This is a genomic window from Testudinibacter sp. 'clade 2' (assembly GCF_006227735.1).
GTDB lineage: Bacteria > Pseudomonadota > Gammaproteobacteria > Enterobacterales > Pasteurellaceae > Chelonobacter.
This window is the reverse complement of the sequence record NZ_VDHB01000025.1, coordinates 1-20406: the sequence shown is the minus strand read 5'-3', so window position 1 is coordinate 20406 and position 20406 is coordinate 1. Positions and strand designations below refer to the sequence as shown.

Genomic DNA, 20406 nt, shown 5'->3' with positions numbered 1-20406 from the left:
ACATCAACAGACCCTAAAATCGGTGGATTTTACTTTGGATAGATTGAATACAGAACAACAACATTTTCGCAATGCCATGGCAAACCTAGCTTCGGCAGTCAGCATTTTAACCAGTGCCGGAACGGCCGGTACGGTAGGATTGACGGTTTCTTCCGTCTCTTCTGTCACAGACTCCCCCGCTACGCTATTGGTTTGTATCAATCAAGGCAGTGAGCTACATGACATCGTTAGGCAAAATCGGAAGGTGGCAATTAATATTCTCAACGCCTCACAGCAGGAATTGGCACTACATTTTGCAGCAATGGGTGACAGCAGTATGCAAGAGCGGTTAGCTTGGGAGGTGTGGCAACATTCTGAACACGGCGCACCGATTTTAAAACAAGCCCTCGCAATTTTAGAAGGAGAAATTGTAGAAGAAAATCAAATCGGTACGCACAGCGTTTTTTTTGTGCGAATTGAGCGGATTAAAGTTACACAAGGCGATGCCTTGATCTACTTCAACCGCACTTTTCATCGCCTGCCTTTCAGTCTATAACATCAGAGCCTGTTTTTTAGAGCTATAACGTATCCCAAAAATCAGCCGATAAATATTTGTCGGCTTTCTTCAGACATTGCGCTAAATCCATAAAAGTCGGTTGCGATACGGCCTGATATTGAGTATGTGCTGCCAGTTGTTTAACTATTTTTTGATAGGCTTGCTGCGTGCTGTCAGGCAGTGGCTGTGCTGAGCGTTTTCCAAGCCACCACAATCCTTGTAAAGGAATACTCAACGCAAAAAGTGCGGTCAAAACCGCAGCGGCAAGCGCCATTTGACTGCTTGGCAGAGTTATTTGTTGCCACACGACCGTTAATACCGCAACGGCCGGCATCGCTTTTTGTGCAAAACGCACAGCACGTATAATCCGGTTTTCAGGGAAAATGCTACCTAATTTCGCTTGCATCGGCCAGCTTTCCAGATAACGCTGCCCTTGTTTTAATGTTCTCATTTTGTCTTCTTAAAAAACACCTGCTTTGGTCGTATTAATGTGGTTAAAGTGCGGTTAAACGGTATAAAATCAAGTTTTGCTCGGTTTTCTCCGAATTGCAATTTATTTTATTCTATCAAAAGTGTATCCTATTCAAGATAAATTTCTTGCGCTTCACGCGCCTTTCTTTAATCAACATGAAAATAGGTTAATCATTATGTCACAAAACTTGATCCTGGTGCTCAATTGCGGCAGCTCATCTTTAAAATTTGCGATTTTGGATCCTCAATCCGGCGACGAAAAACTGTCCGGCTTGGCGGAAGCGTTTCATTTGGATGATGCGCGTATCAAATGGAAACTGAACGGTGAAAAAGGGAATGCGGATTTGGGTGCCGGCGCGGCACATAGCGAAGCGCTGGACTTTATCGTGAACCAGATTTTACCACAAGACGCAGGATTAAAAGAAAGTATTGTTGCGATCGGACACCGTATTGTACACGGCGGCGAGCAGTTTACCAGTTCTACATTGATCAATGACAGCGTTATCGAAGGAATCCGCAATGCCGCACAATTTGCACCACTGCATAATCCGGCACATTTGATCGGTATTGAAGAAGCTTTTAAAGCTTTCCCAGAATTGAAAACAAAAAATGTTGCTGTTTTCGACACTGCTTTCCACCAAACCATGCCGCAAGAGGCTTACTTATATGCCTTGCCTTATTCTCTATATAAAGAACACGGCGTTCGTCGCTACGGCGCACACGGTACCAGCCATTACTATGTCAGCCGCGAAGTAGCGAAAGAATTGAATATTCCGGCGGACAAAGTCAATGTGATCACCTGCCATTTAGGCAACGGCGGCTCGGTTGCGGCGATTCGTCACGGCGAATGTATCGACACCTCCATGGGGCTTACTCCATTGGAAGGTTTGGTGATGGGAACGCGTTCCGGCGACATCGATCCGGCAATCATTTTCTATCTATACAATACGCTGGGGATGAAAATGGAAGAGATCGAAACCACCTTAACCAAAAAATCCGGTTTATTGGGGCTGACCGAAGTTACCAGCGATTGCCGCTATGCGGAAGATAACTACCAAGCCAAAGAAGATGCGAAGCGTGCGATTGATGTTTACAGCTACCGTCTTGCCAAATATATCGGTTCTTATATGGCGGTTATTGGCGAGCGTTTGGATGCAGTGGTATTTACCGGTGGCATTGGTGAAAACTCTGCCTTGATCCGCGAGTTAACCTTAGCGCACTTGAAACTGTTTGGCTATGAATTGGATCAAGAACGCAACTTAGCGGCACGTTTCGGCAAATCCGGCAAAATCACCAGCGACAACTCCCCTGTTTCTTTGGTGATTCCAACCAATGAAGAATTGGTTATTGCCCAAGATACTGCCCGTTTAGCAGTAAAATAAAATATCTCTACTGCCGACCTAGTCGGCAGTTTTCATTCGATCATTTAAAAGGCTTTATTATGTCCCGTACTATCATTTTAATCCCAGTCAGTGCCGGCGTCGGTTTAACCAGTGTCAGCTTGGGTCTGGTGCATGCACTAGAACAAAAAGGCGCCAAAATTGGGTTTATGAAACCGATTTCGCAACCGAGCAGCGGAGAAGATAAAATTGACCGTACTACCTCAATTTTACGCAGCAGCTCAACTTTGGATATCGCCGAACCGATTATGCTGAGTGAAGCGGAATACCTGATTGGTCAAAATCAATCGGATATTCTGTTAGAAAAAATTGTGGCACGTCATCAGCAATTAAGTGCTAAAAACGAACTGATCATTGTCGAAGGTTTAATTCCAACTAGTAAAAGTGCGTATGCCACTGGGGTAAACTATGAAATTTCACAAGCGTTAGATGCTGAAATTATATTAGTTGCCGCACCGGGCACCGATACTCCGAGTCAGCTGATTGAACGTCTTGAGGCGACAGCAAGCAGTTTTGGTGGGCGCAACAATCCGAATTTATTAGGGGTTGTAGTCAATAAATTTAATGCGCCGGTCGACCAAAGTGGACGCACCCGTCCAGATCTCAGCGAAATATTTGAGTCTTTCAAAGAGAACGAAAGTTCAATTAACGAAGTTCGTCACCTGTTCTCCAAAAGTCCATTGTCACTCATTGCCAGCATTCCTTGGAATGCCGAGCTGATCGCAACGCGTGCGATTGATATTGCTAAACATTTGAATGCGCATGTGATTTATGAAGGGGAAATCAAAACCCGTCGTATCAACGGCATCACCTTCTGCGCTCGCAGCTTGCCAAATATGGTGGAACATTTCCGTGCGGGTAGCCTGTTGGTAACTTCAGCCGACCGTCCGGATGTTTTGGTGGCAGCTGCGTTAGCTGCTATGAACGGGGTGAAAATCGGGGCATTGGTACTGACGGGTGGTTATAAAATCGATAATCAAATCAGTAAGTTATGCCAGCAAGCCTTTGAGACCGGCCTGCCGGTCATCCGCGTAGAAGGCAACACTTGGCAAACCTCACTCAATTTGCAAAGTTTTAATTTGGAAGTACCACCGGACGATGCAGAACGGATTGAAACCATTAAACAGTTCACCAGTGAGCAATATAATGCCCAGTTCATCGACAGCTTGGTCGGTACTTCGCCTCGTTTACGTCGTCTGTCACCGCCAGCATTCCGCTATCAATTGACTGAATTGGCGCGCAGTGCCAAAAAACGGATTGTGTTGCCGGAAGGCGATGAGCCACGTACGGTTAGAGCTGCCGCTATTTGTGCCGAGCGCGGAATTGCGGAATGTATTTTACTGGCAAGTCCAGAAGAGGTAAACCGTGTTGCTGAATCACAAGGGGTGCAGTTAGGCAAAGGCATCACCATTATTGATCCTAAAATGGTGCGTCAAAACTATGTTGCACGCTTAGTTGAACTGCGTAAAAACAAAGGCATGACCGAAGTGGTTGCCGAAGAACAATTACAAGATAACGTGGTACTGGGGACGATGATGTTGGAATCTGGCGAAGTTGACGGCTTGGTTTCTGGTGCGGTTCACACCACAGCAAACACCATTCGTCCGCCAATGCAGATTATTAAAACTGCACCAGGCAACTCAATTGTATCTTCAATTTTCTTTATGTTATTGCCGGATCAAGTCTTGGTTTATGGTGACTGTGCGGTCAATCCGGATCCAACGGCAGAACAATTGGCCGAAATTGCAATTCAATCTGCTGATTCTGCCAAAGCCTTTGGCATTGCGCCGAAAGTCGCGATGATCTCCTACTCTACCGGCTCCTCCGGCCAAGGTTCTGATGTGGATAAAGTGCGTGAAGCCACCCGCTTGGCACAAGAAAAACGTCCTGATTTGATTATCGATGGTCCGTTACAATACGATGCTGCGGTGATGGAAGATGTGGCGCGCTCCAAAGCGCCGAACTCACCGGTCGCCGGTAAAGCCACTGTGTTTATCTTCCCGGATTTGAACACCGGAAACACCACCTATAAAGCAGTACAACGCTCTGCCGACTTGGTTTCTATCGGTCCGATGCTGCAAGGTATGCGTAAACCAGTCAACGATCTGTCACGTGGTGCGTTGGTTGATGACATTGTTTACACCATTGCCTTAACTGCTATTCAAGCAACACAACAGTAACTGTCTAACCGCACTTTGATTAAAGTGCGGTATCATTTCAGCAGATCTCGTCACCAAAGTGGCGGGATTTTTTTATTATTAGCCTTAGGGTCTGTTGATCTCCCCCTTTCAAGTGCGGTTTTATCAAATAACCTAAAAAAATACTTTACTGTATAAAAAAACAGTATTATATTTACTGTATGAATAACCAGTATTATCTTGAAGTCTGAGGCTTGCCATGTTGATCCATCTAAATATTAATAATTTTGCTATCGTTAATCAGCTTGATTTGGCGCTGCAAGCCGGAATGAGTGTGATCACAGGTGAAACCGGGGCTGGAAAATCCATTGCAATGGATGCGCTAGGACTGTGTCTGGGGGAGCGAGTCGAGAGCAGTATGATCCGTCATGGTCAAGAGCGTGGCGAGATCAGAGCCACTTTTCAGCTCAGTAATAATTCTCCTGCTTTAACATGGCTACAGCAACATGAACTGGAAGATATGGATACACCGAAATGTTGTACGTTACGTCGTGTGATCCGCAATGACGGTCGCTCGAAAGCGTTTATCAACAACTGTCCGGTTCCTGCGGCACAACTGCGTGAGTTGGGGGCGTTGCTGATTCAAATCAACGGGCAACACAGTTCACAGCGCTTATTAAAAAGTGAAGAGCAATTGCTACTACTGGATCAATTTTGCCATAACCAAGCATCATTGCAGCAGATGGCGCAAGCATATCAGCATTGGAAACAGGCAAAACAGCAACTGAAACAATTTCAACAGCAATTAGCGGAAAACGAAGCCAAAAAACAACTCTTGCAATACCAAGTGGAAGAGCTGAATGAATTTAATTTACAGCCCGATGAATATTTGCAGTTAGAGCAACAACAGCGTTGTCTGGCAAACGCAGAACAGATTACCCAACTGTCACAGTCAATCGGCATGCTGCTCAGCGACAATGAAACAGTGAATATTGAAGCGATGTTAAATAAAGCAGAACGCTACTGTGAGGAGTTATCACAGTTGAACGGACAGTATCATAATTTGGCAAGTCTGTTGCAAGAGGCACTGATTCAAGTACAGGAGGCCTCCTCTGAGTTGCAAACCTTGACTTCAGAAATTGAACAGGATCCCTATTTGTTGGCAGAAGTGGAACAACGGTTAGGCACTGCATTACAATTAGCCAAAAAACACCATATCAGCCCCGAACAATTACACCGGCATCATGCTGAATTAAAACAGCAATTGGCAAATTTAACGGACATCAGTGCCGAAGAGCAACAATTGCAGCAACAGCTTGAAAGTGCGGTATTGGCATTAACACAGATCAGCCAGACGCTACACCAATCCCGTTTACAGGGCGCACAAAAACTATCTGAACAAATCACTGCATTGATTAAACAATTGGCGATGGAAAATGCTGAATTTGAAGTGGTGGTTAAACATAATCCGGACAGTATCAGTGTATTGGGCGCAGACGAGATCGTGTTTATGTTGCGCAGCAACTTGGGACAGTTATCACAACCGTTGACTAAAATTGCCTCCGGTGGCGAACTTTCGCGCATTGCATTAGCGATTCAGGTGCTGACTGCCGATAAATTGGCGACCCCTACTCTCGTTTTCGATGAAGTCGATGTCGGCATCAGCGGCGCAACCGCCACCGTTGTCGGTAAACTGATGCGCCAGCTGGCACAAAAATGCCAAATTTTGTGTGTCACCCATTTACCACAAGTTGCAGCTTACGGACATCAGCATTTTAGCGTACAAAAATCAACCCAAGACGGCACAACAATAACCGAAATGACCGCACTTGATAACAAAGAGCGGGTTTATGCGCTTTCTCGATTGCTTAGCGGCAGTGAGGTAACTACTACCACATTGGCGAATGCTAAAGAGTTACTGAAACTGGCCAGCTAAACATCAGCGTAGCCCCATGTGTGCATTAACAAAGGAATAGCTTGTTGCAGTTGCTGCTGACTTAAATTACCAAAACCTAACGAAACGTATTTTTTATTGCTATCGGGCAGCGGATACAGCTTGATACCCACGTTGGCAGCCAAAGTCTGTAATTGTGCAAGCGAACGGGTTTCGGTATATAAATCTAATAGTAGATAAAACCCAGACTGTTCGCCATAATAACGGATATAATCGGTATAGGGCTGCAACAGCTGACACAGCAGTTCCATTTTTTTGCGATAATGCGTTCGCATTCGATGAATATGTTTCTCAAACTCACCGGATTGCATAAATTGGGCGATCAAATATTGGTTTAAGCGCGGCACAGTAGAGTTGAACAAACCGCAAGTGCGGTTATAAATCGGTAAGAGTTGCTGTGGCAGCACCATAAACGTCATTCGCAACGATGGCATTAATAATTTAGAAAACGACCCTAAATAGATCACTTTGCCCTGCTCTGTCATAATATCCAACTGCTGTAAAGCCGGAATTGGTTTGCCTTTATAACGAAACTCACTGTCGTAATCATCTTCAATAATATAACGATCCGCTTGCTGGTTCGCCCATTGTAACAGTTGCAAACGTTCGTTGATGGATAACACCGAACCATAGGGATATTGATGTGACGGCGTCACATAAAAAATATTGACCGCACTTTGTAGTAAGCGTTGAAAATCCACTTTGAGGTTCTCATCAGTCAGTGGCAACCGTATCAGATTTTTATTAAACACCTGCAACAATTGCGCCACCATCGGATAGCCATATTGCTCCATCGCATAGTTTACGCATTGCTCGGGATAAAGGTGATCGAACAACAAAATCAGTTGGCTGATACAGGTTTCTACTCCCGCACCGATAACAATCTGATCAATGCTGCAACTTACCCCTCTGGAAGCGTAAAGATAGTCACGAATCTGCTCACGTAAAACGATTTCGCCCTGTTTTTCACTTTGACTGGACAAAATTCGGCTGGCTTGATCCCATAGTTTCTTGACCTGTTTCTTCATGCGTGCAAAAGGAAAGTGCGCCATATCCACTTGATCCGGGTTAAAATCATAGCGGAAATGTTGCGAGGCTTTGCTTGCTGTTTGAGGCTGAGTTGCTTGATTGCTAAATGCAAACTGCTCGGCTTGAAAACTGACAAAAAAACCACAGCGTGCTTTGGCTTCAATATAGCCTTCTGCTAAAAGCTGACCATAGGCATTTTCGACCGTGTTTTGACTGATGTTTAGATGATCGGCAATTTTGCGTTTTGACGGTAATTTTTCACCATACACCAAGCGCCCACAACTGATTTGCTGTTTAATTTGTTGATATAGTTGTGAATATAAAGGCTCTTTTTCCGCTTTATTCAATGCAAAAGCCATATGTTGAAATGCGTTCTGCTGTAATGTTGGCATCATTATTCTTCTTATGGTTGTTTTTATAGTTATTCTGAACGTTGAAACTGACCTCATCAATATTAACAAAACTGATACTTTTAATCATATCTTAATTGCAGAAAATAGTTAGCGTTTGGCTGACGAATCGTTTTTATATAAACAGGAGAAATTTCAAAATGAATAAAGTATTAGGCAGTGATGTAGTGAAACGTGGCATGGCACAAATGCAAAAAGGCGGCGTGATCATGGATGTAGTCAATGCGGAACAAGCGCGGATTGCCGAGGCGGCCGGTGCGGTTGCGGTGATGGCATTGGAACGGGTACCATCGGATATTCGGGCAGCAGGTGGCGTGGCTCGAATGGCAAATCCCAAAATCGTGAAAGAAGTGATGGCTGCGGTTTCCATTCCTGTGATGGCTAAAGCCCGCATTGGTCATATCACCGAAGCACGTGTTTTGGAAGCGATGGGCGTTGATTATATTGATGAAAGTGAAGTCCTGACCCCTGCGGATGAAGAGTTTCATTTGCTGAAAAGTGACTATACCGTGCCGTTTGTTTGTGGCTGTCGTGATTTGGGTGAAGCATTGCGTCGGATTGGTGAAGGGGCGGCGATGCTGCGCACCAAAGGCGAACCGGGTACCGGCAATATTGTGGAAGCGGTGCGGCATATGCGAAAAGTTAATGCACAATTGCGCAAAGTCGTGGCGATGAATCATGACGAGCTGATGACCGAAGCCAAACTGTTAGGCGCACCGTTTGAACTGTTATTACAAATTAAACAATTAGGCAAATTACCGGTGGTTAATTTTGCTGCCGGCGGTGTTGCTACGCCAGCTGATGCTGCTTTGATGATGGAGCTGGGTGCTGATGGTGTTTTTGTCGGCTCCGGTATTTTTAAATCAGAAAATCCGGAAAAATTTGCGCAGGCAATTGTGCAAGCGACAACCTATTATCAAGATTATGATCGCATTGCCCGCTTATCTGAAGAGCTGGGCAGTGCGATGAAGGGGCTGGATATTGCTAAATTGTTACCGACAGAAAGAATGCAAGAGCGAGGTTGGTAATGACAGATTACAGCGGATGTCGTATCGGCGTTTTGGCGCTGCAAGGTGCTGTCAGCGAACATATGGCGCAACTAACTGCTTTGGGCGCAACTGCGGTTGCCGTGAAGCATGTTGCACAATTGGAGCAGCTTGACGGTTTGATCTTACCCGGTGGTGAAAGCACGGCAATCGGTAAGTTGATGCGGCACTACGGTTTTATTGAGGCGATCCGCCAATTTGCTGCCGAAGGAAAACCGCTGTTTGGTACTTGTGCCGGTATGATCCTCTTGGCTAAAACGATTGAGGGCGGTGAGTCGGCTCATTTGGCATTCATGGATATTCAAGTGCGGCGGAATGCCTTTGGGCGACAAAAACAGAGCTTCCAAACCGCACTTTACGTCAACGGATTATCCGCCCCTTTCCCGGCAGTTTTTATTCGTGCGCCTTACATCAGTAAACTGTTGTCGGATAACGTACAAATATTGGCAGAGATCGACGGCAATCCAGTATTGGCTCGGCAAGATAATTTGCTGGTCTGCGCTTTCCATCCGGAGTTAAGCACAGACCCGCGTATTACCGCACTATTTCTGGACGGGGTGCGCAACCAGCTTGAAACGCAATAAACGGTTGGCATTGGTCACAACCGTAATCGACGACAGTGCCATTGCCACACCAGCAAATACCGGATTGAGCAGAATCCCGAACAAGGGATATAGCAACCCAGCGGCAATCGGAATGCCTAAACTGTTATAGATAAACGCCCCTAACAGATTTTGTTTGATATTGCGCATTCCGGCTTGCGATAGTGCTAGCACATCAGAAACTGCATCGATGCTGTGCCGCATCAAGGTTAAATCTGCGGTTTCAATCGCAATGTCGCTACCACTGGCGATGGCAATGCTGACATCGGCTTGTGCCAGTGCCGGTGCGTCATTGATACCGTCGCCGACCATTGCCACTTTGTACCCTTGCTGCTGTAAGGTTTGGATCGCCTCTGCTTTACCTTGCGGCAAGACCCCGGCAATCACTTGATCAATCCCCAATTGCTCTGCAACCGCCGTTGCTGTCTGCATTTGATCGCCGGTCAACATAATGGTGCGATAACCATTATTGCGCAGCGTCTGCACCGCACTTTGACTCTCTTGGCGCAATTGATCTTTCACCACAAGAAAGCCAATAAAAGTAGCGTCATTTGCCAGATAGATCACCGTACCCCCTGCCCGGCTCTGCTGCTCCGCTTGGCTTTGTAGCCCTGATGGTATGGCAATATTTTGCTGTGCCAACAGTTTTTCATTGCCTAAATAGAACTTTTGCTCAGCAATTTTGGCGGAAACGCCCATGCCTTTATGCGTAATAAAGTCACTAACCTCAGCCAGATTCGCCACGTCAATTTGCGGCGATTCTAATAGCGCTTTGGCGAGCGGATGATTTGCCTGTTGTTCCAAACTGGCCGCGTAATAAAGTAGATCTTGCTGTTGTTGCCCTACTGCCGGATAAAGTGCGGTCAGCTTCGGTTTGCCTTCGGTTAGCGTGCCGGTTTTATCAAACACCACTACATTGACATTAGCGGCTTTTTGCAACGCATCGGCGTCACGCACCAAAATGCCTAATTCTGCCGCCCGCGATACGGAGGCAATCACCGACATCGGTGTGGCCAACCCTAACGCACAAGGGCAAGCAATAATCAACACGGTGGTCAACACGACCAAGGCGTGTGCTAGTTTTGGTTCGGGCCCAAACAATGCCCAAACGATTGCGGCTAAAATAGCAATCACCACCACCACCGGCACAAATACCGCGGCAACTTTATCGACCAACATCGCAATTTTGGGTTTACTGCCCTGCGCCTGCCTCACTAATTTAATGATATTGGCAAGCATGGTTTGTTCACCGACTTGTGTCGCTTCAATCCGCAAACTGCCATTATCGACAATAGTACCGGCTCGAACAAAATCCCCTATAGTTTTGTTGACTGCCAACGGTTCTCCGCTCAACATCGATTCGTCCAACCAGCCTTCCCCTTGTACTACCATACCGTCAACCGCAACACGATCACCGGTTTTCAGGCTCAACAACATACCGCACTTTACCTGTTGTAGCGGCAATTGTTGTTCCTGCCCGGCTTCGATCACGCTGACTTTAGCCGGCGTTAAATCCAGTAATTTTTCCAACGCACGGGAAGAACGCTGTTTGGCTTTGGTCTCCAGCATTTTGCCTAAGTTTACCAACCCGATAATCATCATACCGGCTTCAAAATACAAATGACGGGCATTTTCCGGGAAAAAGTACGGAAACAGCACAATCGCCATCGAAAACAGCCATGCCACACCCGTGCCGAGTGCCACCAATGTGTCCATTGTTGCACTGCCGTGTTTTAAATTACGCCATGCGCTGATAAAAAAATGCCCGCCACTGAAGGTCATCACCAGCGCACTGGCAACCCCCACAGCCAACCAAGCAGATCGTGAATCTTGCGTTACGCTCATACCGTAAAGCATGCCCCAGAACATTAGTGCAAAACCGAATACCAGCGCTACCAGTGCCTGCCATTTGCGTTGGCGGATCTCTTTTGCAATATTTTGCTGCTGCTTTTCTCGCCGAAGGTGCTGCTCGGCAACGATTTCTGCAGCATAACCGGCTTGTTCAACCGCACTGACCAGCGCGTGTTGCGATGCAGCGCCATAAACGATTGCGCTGTTATCAGCCAGATTGACATTGACTTTTTCAACCTGAGGTACCGCAGCCAGCGCTTTTTCAACCTTTAATACACAACTGGCACAGGTCATTCCACTTAATAATAGCTGGGTGGTTTGCTGCTGTTCAGCTCTCGACTGTAGGGCGATTTCATTGTTATTGACCGTTTTGTTTACAACTGTTTTTTCGACTACCGTCGCTGAATCAGGATCGGATTTCATCTGATTGCGCGCGGACGGTAGTTCAGTTTTTGGGCAAGAATCGCCCTCAGCGGATAATTGTGCCTGATAACCGACATCTTCAACCAGTTTAATCAATACTTCCGGCTTAACCGCTTCGGCATAAACCGTCAACGTGGTCAGGTTCAATTGGTAAATCAAATTGGGATCAAATTCGGTTAAAGCTTTGTCCAGGGTTTTGACGCAATGCTGGCAAGACAAGCCGGACAGTATCAATTCAAATGTCGCAGCAGGATTGGCTTGCGCCTGATAACCGGCCTCTTGTACTGCTTGGATTAAAGCAGAAACCGGCACGTCTCCTTCAATTTTTGCATAGTGCAAATTGATTTTGACCGCACTTGCGCCTGTCACGTTCTGCAAAGCTTCGCGCACATGGCGTACACAATTTTGGCAGGATAATTGTGCTAACCCTAAAATAGTTGACATAAATAGGCTCTCTTCTGTGGTATCGTTTAGTTGAATCTTCTATAAAACGTCATTAGAATAAAGCTTCCACTAACTATAGAGTCAAGCATTTTTTATGAATATTAAACAAGTGGCTGCCCTGACCGGCTTAAGTGATAAAACTATTCGATTTTATGAAGAAAAAGGCATTATTACCCCACCCCGGCGCAGCAGTAACGGATATCGACAATATGATTTGCAGCACGTTGATCAACTACGATTTGTGCAGCGTACCCGTAGTGCCGGATTTTCCCTACCTGAATCTAAAGAGTTGCTCGAGCTTTATCTGAACCCACAGCGCCACAGCCGTGAAATTAAACAGCGGACATTGGATAAAATTCAGCATCTTGAGCGACAAATTACGCAACTGCAAGAGATGAAACGGCAGTTGACCGCATTAGCAGACGAATGTCCCGGTGATGATCAAAGCCAATGCCCGATTATTGATTCACTGAGTGGTAAGGGCTGCTGCCACAAATAACAAAACCGCACTTTTATCTTTTATTAAATCACTTTTTGTTAAATCAAAAGAAAAGTGCGGTCAGCTTAGGATCTGTTGATAGGTTATTTTAAAATTTTCAAATGACTGGCAGAACGTTTCGCTTTAGGTTTGTCACTGGTTGTGGTTTTTATCGTTTGCGGCTGATCGACAGCTTCACTAAAACTCGCAGGTTGTTCGACTAAATCGCCTAAACTACGTTCAACTTCGCGTTCATAGGTTTCTTCCAACTCGAACATCACACCATCACCGTTTTCACGCGCATAAATTGCCAATGCAGCGCCCATTGGTACGATAATATCACGCGGAATCCCTTTGAAGCGGGCGTTAAACACAATTCTGTCATTGCCCAGCTGTAAATTACCGCAGGCATTTGGCGAAATATTTAATACAATCTGCCCGTCTTTAACAAAATCATCCGGTACGACGGTATGCGGATAAAATGCATCAACAACCAGATACGGTGTTAAATCATTGTCTAACAGCCAATCATAATAGGCTCTGAGCAAGTAAGGGCGTTTTGCAGTGGTTGATCCGATCATATTCAGCCTATTATTTTTCCACGATCACTTTTTGCGGTGAATTTTTTAATGAAGTGACAAAACAAGGACGTTCAAAAACCAAATCCATATAGTTTTTAATCGCTTTGCTGCCCGCACCGTTAAATTTAATATCATAGCTTTGTAAACGATGAAGAATTGGCGCAATATAGCAATCCACTAAGCTGAATACTTCACTTAAAAAGTACGGTTTTTGCGCAAAAATAGGACCAAAAGACAGTAACTCATCTTTTAAATCATTCAGCATTTTCATTTTTTCTGCTTCGGCTAAACGCTCTGCTTGTTCGATCACAGAAAACCAGTCTTGTTCGATGCGATGCATTAACAGGCGCGATTTGGCACGATCAACCGGATACACCGGCATTAATGGCGGATGCGGAAAACGTTCGTCCAGATATTCTAATATAATTCGCGGTTTAAACAGCACTAAATCACGATCGACCAAGGTCGGCAATTCGCCATTGGTGCCTAACTCTAAAAAATCTTCATTGATAATATCCGACTGGATCAACTCTTGTTCATGAGGAACCTCTTTTTCTGCCAAAACCATTTTGACCTGATGTGAACCCAAGCTGGACTCGTCATAAAAAAGAGTAATAATGGAACGTTTATTAGCTGCTATCATTGTTATTCTCCGCACTCATTTATCCGCTCAAAGCGGATTGTGCTTATTTATTTTTTACTGTTCATGCGTCATGTCGCATGATTAAAATTTAAGGTGGTTATTATAGCATAAACAGTTATAAGATTTCTAAAAAAACCTCAATGCTATTTATAACCACTTGAATAATAAAATAAAAAACCCCCATTCAAAGAATGGAGGCCTAGATTTTACTATGTTATCGCTAAAATTATTTAGTGGTTTCGGTGTTGCCGATTAATTTATTGATATCTTTTTTCGCTTCTTCTGCTTTCTCAGCAACGGCTTCTTTAGTTTCAGTTACTGTTGTTGCAACACTCTCTTTAGCCGCTTCAGTTTTTTCTGCAATTGCTTGTTTTGCATCGGTCGCTACCGCCGCAGCGCTTTGCTGTGCCGCTGTAGCTTGCTCAGTTGCAGATTCTACTGCTTGACTAGTGGCTTGTTGAGCATTTTGTTGTGCTTGTTCAACAGCTTGGGTTGCTTCAGCCTGTGTTTTTTCGACAGATTCAGTTGCATTGGCTACTGCATTGTTAAGCGATTCTTTAGCTTCAGCTGCTTTAGTTTCAACAGCATCTTTCACTTCAGAAGCTTTTTCAGCTACAGCTTCTTTCACTTCTGCTGCTTTTTCAACTACAGCGTCTTTGGCTTCAGTGGCTTTTTCAGTTACAGCTTCTTTCACTTCCGCTGCTTTTTCAACTACAGCGTCTTTGGCTTCAGTGGCTTTTTCAACGACTGCATCTTTGGTTTCAGTTGCTGTGGCTACTGCACTGTTTTTTGCGTCGGTTGCCGCATTCTTCGCATCATCACAACCCATCACGGTTAATGCAGTTGCGCCTAAAAGTGCGGTAGTTAATAGTAATTTTTTCATGTGAAACTCCTATCCTTAATAACGGGTATTGGTAATTTATCGATTAAGTCGTTCAGATTATGCAAAATAACATTTATATAGCTTACTGACTTTAGCGGGGCAAGTGTCTAATATTTTTTCCGTCACGACAACCTTTTTTTATCACAATGCTCAAATAATCAGCACTATGCACTAAAAAACAGCAACTATTCACAATTAAGCCTATCTTTAACAAAAAATAGGCTTAATTCATTCGATGGCTTAGTCAATGCTCCGTAATAATTCATTGATGCCAACTTTGCCACGGGTTTTAGCATCTACTTTTTTCACGATTACTGCAGCGTATAAGCTGTATTTACCGCACTTCGACGGCAAACTGCCGGAAACCACGACCGATCCTGCCGGTACACGACCGTAGTGAATTTCACCGGTTTCGCGATCGTAAATTTTGGTGCTTTGACCAATGAATACCCCCATAGAAATCACTGAACCTTCTTCGACGATCACGCCTTCCACCACTTCTGAACGTGCACCGATAAAGCAGTTATCTTCAATAATCGTCGGATTCGCTTGTAACGGTTCCAATACGCCACCGATGCCGACACCGCCGGACAAATGCACATTTTTACCGATTTGAGCACAAGAACCGACTGTCGCCCAAGTATCGACCATAGTGCCCTCATCGACATAAGCGCCAAGGTTGACATAAGATGGCATTAATACCGTGTTGCGAGCAATAAATGCGCCTTGACGCACGCTTGCCGGTGGCACCACGCGAAAGCCTTCACGCTCAAAACGCGCTTGATCATATGCAGCAAATTTCATCGGTACTTTATCGAAGTAATTAGTTTCTGCACCCGGCATCAGCTGGTTGTCGTTAATCCGGAAAGAGAGCAACACCGCTTTTTTCAACCATTGATGCGTCACCCAGTCACCGTTAATTTTCTCAGCAACGCGCCATTTGCCACTGTCCAAACCGGCGATCACTTCTTCGATTGCCACTTTCGTTGTCGCATCAACCGTTTTTGGCGTGATTTCTGCACGTTTTTCAAATGCGTTTTCAATAATTGTTTGTAAATCAGACATTATTTTTCCTATTTTTTGTGAGTATAAAGAACGGGTTATTCCGCTAAGCTATCGACTTTTAATTGTAATAGCTGTCTATCCAAATTGTTTAAATTCTGATTGCTTAATGCTTGTTGATAGGCTTGGCGTGCTGCATTGTTGTCGCCTTTCGCCAATAAAATATCCCCTTGTAGCTGTGCCTTAGCGCCTTCCCAAGCTTTATCATTGATATTTTTTAAGCTGACTTCAGCTTGGTCGTATTGTTGTTGCTGCACTTGCAGTGCGGCTAGTCTGAGAGCAGAAATGGATTTCAATTCATCATTACGACTGAATTCCAGCGCCTGTTTCAAACTACTTTCCGCTAAGGCTAAATTATTCTGTTCTACCGCACTTTTGGCTTGAGTAAACAATGCCAATACTGCATAGTTGGAATTTTGATTGTCAGTGACAAATTTCTGTAACAATTCCGCATTTGCCTGCGGATTTTGTAAATAGGCTTGTGTCACTTGTTCATAACTATTTGAAGTGGCTCGTTGACTATCGAGTTGATGCGTTTGCCAATAGCGCCAGCCCAGTACACCGCCAACCACCAAAATAAACGTGGCGATGATCACTTTGCTGTTTTCTTTCCACCAACTTTTCAGCTCTTCAACCTGTTGTTCTTCGGTAATATACGACACTTAATGCTACTCCTTTTTTATTGATTCCGATTTATTTATTCCAATGGCTTGCTAAAAATGCAAACGCCTGTTCGATTGGTAGTTGCTGTTGTTGGTGATGCCCCTGTAAATCTTTGATCACCAACTGCTGATTCTCTACCTCTTCTTCACCGATCACAATGGCAAAGCGTGCCCCGCTTTTGTCAGCGCGTTTAAACTGTTTTTTAAAATTGCCGGCACTGCAATGTAACATCACATTTTTTTGCGGGTAAGTGGAACGCAGCTGCTCGGCGACATCGAAGGCTAACAACGTTGCTGCTTCACCGCTGTGTACGATATATACGTCCACCGCTTGTGGTAGCAACAAATCTTGATTAACTTCTTGCACCAATAAAATCAGGCGCTCTACACCCATTGCAAAGCCGACACCGCTGGTGGCGTGTCCACCCAACTGTTCGACTAAGCCGTCGTAACGTCCGCCGCCACATACCGTGCCTTGAGCCCCAAGTGCGCTGGTGACCCATTCAAATACCGTTTTATTATAATAATCCAAGCCACGCACCAATTTTTGGTTGATCTCATAGCGGATTCCCATTTGATCTAAAATTTGGCATAAACGGGCAAAATGTTGCTGTGAATCTTCATCGAGATAATCATGCAATTTCGGCGCATGATTTAACACCGCTTGAATTTTTTCATTCTTACTGTCTAAAATTCGTAGTGGATTCGTGCTGAGACGGCGCTTGCTATCTTCATCTAAAATATCCAGATGGTTTTGCAGAAAATCCACTAATGCTTGACGATAATGGTTACGTGCCGCCAATGAGCCGATCGAATTCAGTTGTAGACTGACATGCTCGGCAATGCCCAATGCTTTCCATAACCTTGCAGTCAATAAAATCAGTTCAGCATCAATTTCCGCTTGCGCAATGCCAAAGACTTCCACACCGATTTGGTGGAATTGGCGATAACGCCCTTTTTGCGGACGTTCATAACGGAACATCGGCCCCATATACCACAAGCGTTGCTCTTGGTTATACAATAAACCGTGTTCAATACCGGCACGCACACAACCCGCGGTGCCTTCCGGACGTAGTGTCAGGCTTTCGTTATCCCGATCATCAAAAGTAAACATCTCTTTTTCGACCACATCGGTCACTTCGCCGATTGCGCGTTTGAACAGCGGTGTGGATTCCACAATCGGCATTCTGATCTCTTGGTAGCCGTAACTAGCTAACACCCGTCTGACAGTGGCTTCCAACCACTGCCATAATGGCGTGTCTTGCGGCATACAGTCGTTCATTCCACGAATTGCTTGAATGGTTTTCGCCACGTTTTCTTTTCCTTTTTATTCTATTTTTAGTTGACTAATCGTTAGGTGTATTCAGCAAATCAATCCGTTTAGACGGATCCTGCATTGCAATTTTGGCACGAATTTTAGCTTCTAATTGATCGATTAAATCATGGTTGTCAAACCGCTCTTTTTGTCGCACACCACCCAGGTAAAAACCACTCTTGTTATTACCGCCGGTAACCCCTAAATCGGAAATCAAGGCTTCACCCGGTCCATTGACCACACAGCCGATGATAGAAACATCCATCGGGGTCACAATATCTTCCAAACGCTGTTCCAGCGCATTGACAGTGCCGATCACATCAAATTCCTGACGTGAGCAGGTTGGACAAGCGATAAAATTGATACCGCGCGAACGAATCCGCAACGATTTTAAAATATCAAAGCCGACTTTGATTTCTTCGACCGGATCGGCAGCAAGCGAGATGCGTAAGGTATCGCCAATACCTTCAGACAGAAGCATTCCTAAACCGACCGCCGATTTTACAGCCCCCGCGCGTGCGCCACCGGCTTCGGTGATCCCCAGATGCAACGGTTGTTTAATCGCTTTTGCCAGCAAACGGTAGGATTCCACCGCTAAAAAAACATCAGAGGCTTTTACGCTGACTTTAAACTGATCGAAGTTCAGTCGATCTAAAATCTCCACATGGCGCAGCGCCGATTCCAATAACGCTTCCGGCGTTGGCTCGCCGTATTTCTCCTGTAGATCTTTTTCCAACGAACCGGCATTCACGCCGATCCGAATCGGAATATTGTTATCACGCGCACAATCCACCACGGCACGAATTCGATCTTCACGCCCGATATTACCCGGATTAATTCGCAAACAATCTACACCATATTCTGCCACTTTTAGTGCAATGCGGTAATCAAAATGGATATCCGCCACTAACGGCACATTGACTTGTTGTTTAATCAATTTGAATGCTTCCGCTGCATCCATAGTCGGCACTGAAACCCGCACAATATCCGCCCCGACTTTTTCCAGCGCTTTTATTTGTGCGACAGTTGCTGCCACATCGGTGGTACGAGTATTCGTCATCGACTGTACCGCAATCGGGGCATCGCCACCGACCGGAACGTTGCCGACATAAATTTTTGTTGATTCACGACGCTTGATTGGCGTTTGTTTTAACATAGTCTTTTCCGGCTTAATTAATTAGGCAAGGTGATTCTGGCAACACGGCCATCGATAGTCAATGGTACTTCTTGCCCTTGGAAGGTAATTCGTACGTTTTGCGGTGCGCCGATCACCAAGGCATAAGGCTCACCATCACTAAAGGTCAGCACTTCGCCCTGCTTATACTCTTTTTGTGCCAATACTTTGCGGTTTGCATCCCGCACACTGAGCCAGCAGCTGTTGCCGACAATTTCGATCACCAGACCATTGCTGTTAGGCACTACCGCACTTTCACTATTCGCATTACTGTCAGCAGTACTGTTGCTGTCTGATGAGGCTACACTCGTAGTTCCGTCTAGCTGTTCCATCACATTGCTCAACACTTGTCCTGAAGTTTGTGCTTGAGCTGTAGTGCTTGTATTTTCATTATTTAACGGCAACACATTGTCCGCTAACATATTGTCCGCTGGTGGTGTTAGCACTACATTATTCTCTGTGGCTGAAGTAGCTGCCTTATTACTGGCAGTGTTTGATAAATCAAGATTGTTCGCCGTTTCTGTGGGAGAATTGCCCGCTGTCATCGTCGGATTATCGAGCTGAACGCTATTGCTGCCGCTCGGTGTAGTCGCTGTTCCATCCTGGGAGTTACTCAAAAAACTTTCGACGAGTGAGGTTCTTTCGTTTTGTGACTGTTGATAGTTCTGCCACCACCAATAAGCAGTCATGCCGATCATCGCAACGGCAATTAACCAAGTTAAACGCCCGATCCAGTTAGAATAAGAAGCGTAGTGGTTAACTTGGTGCTTGTTGCGCATATTTTTTTGCAAATCATTTTGGATTGGTTCGCCAAAGGAAATTGATGGATTATTCCAAACTGACTCCGGTACCTTAAGAAATTTGGCATAATTACGCACATAGCCTTTCATAAACGCTGGTGGGCAAGAAGGGACAATAAGCTCATTATTTTCAATGTGCTTGATAACGGCGGTTTTAAGCAGCGTTTTTTCTGCGGCTTCTTCAACGCTAAAGCCCAGTTTTTCGCGCGCTTGGCGCAGTGTGTCGCCAAGATTAAAGGTAGTTTGCTGTTGCTGATTTTCCATGACAATTAGGGTCTGTTGATGTTTGTTTATAATTTGAGCTATGGACGCTTTTTTCGCCACTCTTTTCGCCGCTCTTTTCGCCAATATAAAGAAAGTCGTGAAGTTTAGTCATTCTAAACCAACGGCTTTTAACGCCATAGTGGCAAAAAAATAGTGGCAAAAAATAGTTGTGAAAAGCCGTGGCGAAAAAACGTCATAGTCCTGCGGATTGTGTTTAAAATTAGCACACTCGTCGTTGTAA

18 protein-coding genes are annotated in these 20406 nt (G+C 45.1%); 7 read left to right on the top strand and 11 right to left on the bottom strand.

Features of this window, described 5'->3' with window-relative positions; genetic code table 11:
- Nucleotides 1-76: 76 nt before the first annotated feature.
- Nucleotides 77-535, top strand: coding sequence for a flavin reductase (locus tag FHQ30_RS03085; protein ID WP_139609199.1), 459 nt, complete (start codon nt 77-79; stop codon nt 533-535).
- Between the two features lie 22 nt (nt 536-557).
- Here the strand turns inward: FHQ30_RS03085 and yfbV are convergent, their stop codons facing one another.
- On the bottom strand, nt 558-986 hold the full coding sequence (yfbV, locus tag FHQ30_RS03080; protein WP_139611944.1) for a terminus macrodomain insulation protein YfbV: 429 nt from the start codon (nt 984-986) through the stop codon (nt 558-560).
- Nucleotides 987-1182: 196 nt separating this feature from the next.
- On the opposite strand from yfbV, the gene FHQ30_RS03075 reads away from it, so the two are divergent.
- From FHQ30_RS03075 to recN, 3 genes are all read left to right on the top strand, one after another.
- A complete protein-coding gene (locus FHQ30_RS03075) occupies nt 1183-2388 on the top strand; it encodes an acetate kinase (protein ID WP_139611945.1) in 1206 nt (401 codons plus the stop codon).
- A gap of 59 nt (nt 2389-2447) precedes the next feature.
- The gene (gene pta / locus FHQ30_RS03070; RefSeq protein ID WP_132967538.1) at nt 2448-4586 is read left to right on the top strand and encodes a phosphate acetyltransferase; all 2139 of its coding nucleotides are present in this window, start codon (nt 2448-2450) and stop codon (nt 4584-4586) included.
- Between the two features lie 217 nt (nt 4587-4803).
- Complete coding sequence (gene recN / locus FHQ30_RS03065) at nt 4804-6480, top strand: DNA repair protein RecN (RefSeq protein WP_139611946.1); 1677 nt, start codon at nt 4804-4806, stop codon at nt 6478-6480.
- Here recN and pdxR read toward each other — a convergent pair.
- Entirely contained in the window at nt 6477-7922 is a 1446-nt protein-coding gene (pdxR, locus tag FHQ30_RS03060; RefSeq protein WP_139611947.1) for a MocR-like pyridoxine biosynthesis transcription factor PdxR, read from the bottom strand. The genes recN and pdxR overlap by 4 nt on opposite strands.
- Before the next feature lie 155 nt (nt 7923-8077).
- On the opposite strand from pdxR, the gene pdxS reads away from it, so the two are divergent.
- The gene (gene pdxS / locus FHQ30_RS03055) at nt 8078-8965 is read left to right on the top strand and encodes a pyridoxal 5'-phosphate synthase lyase subunit PdxS (protein ID WP_139611948.1); all 888 of its coding nucleotides are present in this window, start codon (nt 8078-8080) and stop codon (nt 8963-8965) included.
- Nucleotides 8965-9567, top strand: coding sequence for a pyridoxal 5'-phosphate synthase glutaminase subunit PdxT (gene pdxT, locus FHQ30_RS03050; RefSeq protein WP_139611949.1), 603 nt, complete (start codon nt 8965-8967; stop codon nt 9565-9567). The genes pdxS and pdxT overlap by 1 nt, the downstream gene beginning before the upstream one ends.
- On the opposite strand, the gene FHQ30_RS03045 is transcribed toward pdxT, so the two are convergent.
- Entirely contained in the window at nt 9526-12303 is a 2778-nt protein-coding gene (locus FHQ30_RS03045; RefSeq protein ID WP_139611950.1) for a copper-translocating P-type ATPase, read from the bottom strand. The genes pdxT and FHQ30_RS03045 overlap by 42 nt on opposite strands.
- Before the next feature lie 94 nt (nt 12304-12397).
- Between FHQ30_RS03045 and cueR the strand changes: the two genes are divergently transcribed.
- Nucleotides 12398-12802 carry a Cu(I)-responsive transcriptional regulator gene (gene cueR, locus FHQ30_RS03040; protein ID WP_139611951.1) on the top strand — a complete coding sequence of 135 codons (405 nt, stop codon included), beginning with the start codon at nt 12398-12400 and terminating at the stop codon, nt 12800-12802.
- An 83-nt stretch (nt 12803-12885) separates the two neighbouring features.
- Here cueR and FHQ30_RS03035 read toward each other — a convergent pair whose 3' ends face one another.
- The 8 genes from FHQ30_RS03035 to FHQ30_RS03000 all read right to left on the bottom strand — a co-directional run bounded on the left by FHQ30_RS03035 (nt 12886) and on the right by FHQ30_RS03000 (nt 20165).
- Nucleotides 12886-13362, bottom strand: a complete 477-nt coding sequence (locus FHQ30_RS03035) for a ClpXP protease specificity-enhancing factor (RefSeq protein ID WP_139611952.1) — start codon at nt 13360-13362, stop codon at nt 12886-12888.
- A gap of 10 nt (nt 13363-13372) precedes the next feature.
- Nucleotides 13373-14005, bottom strand: coding sequence for a glutathione binding-like protein (locus FHQ30_RS03030; protein ID WP_139611953.1), 633 nt, complete (start codon nt 14003-14005; stop codon nt 13373-13375).
- 226 nt (nt 14006-14231) lie between these two features.
- On the bottom strand, nt 14232-14888 hold the full coding sequence (locus FHQ30_RS13205) for a hypothetical protein (RefSeq protein WP_176552672.1): 657 nt from the start codon (nt 14886-14888) through the stop codon (nt 14232-14234).
- A gap of 240 nt (nt 14889-15128) precedes the next feature.
- The gene (gene dapD, locus FHQ30_RS03020; protein WP_139611954.1) at nt 15129-15953 is read right to left on the bottom strand and encodes a 2,3,4,5-tetrahydropyridine-2,6-dicarboxylate N-succinyltransferase; all 825 of its coding nucleotides are present in this window, start codon (nt 15951-15953) and stop codon (nt 15129-15131) included.
- Between the two features lie 35 nt (nt 15954-15988).
- Nucleotides 15989-16612, bottom strand: a complete 624-nt coding sequence (locus tag FHQ30_RS03015; protein WP_139611955.1) for a YfgM family protein — start codon at nt 16610-16612, stop codon at nt 15989-15991.
- A 31-nt stretch (nt 16613-16643) separates the two neighbouring features.
- Nucleotides 16644-17924: a histidine--tRNA ligase gene (gene hisS, locus FHQ30_RS03010; RefSeq protein ID WP_139611956.1), complete on the bottom strand. Its 1281-nt coding sequence runs from the start codon at nt 17922-17924 to the stop codon at nt 16644-16646.
- Between the two features lie 34 nt (nt 17925-17958).
- Nucleotides 17959-19083 carry a flavodoxin-dependent (E)-4-hydroxy-3-methylbut-2-enyl-diphosphate synthase gene (gene ispG / locus FHQ30_RS03005; RefSeq protein ID WP_139611957.1) on the bottom strand — a complete coding sequence of 375 codons (1125 nt, stop codon included), beginning with the start codon at nt 19081-19083 and terminating at the stop codon, nt 17959-17961.
- 17 nt (nt 19084-19100) lie between these two features.
- Nucleotides 19101-20165, bottom strand: coding sequence for a RodZ domain-containing protein (locus tag FHQ30_RS03000; protein WP_139611958.1), 1065 nt, complete (start codon nt 20163-20165; stop codon nt 19101-19103).
- Nucleotides 20166-20406: the final 241 nt, after the last annotated feature.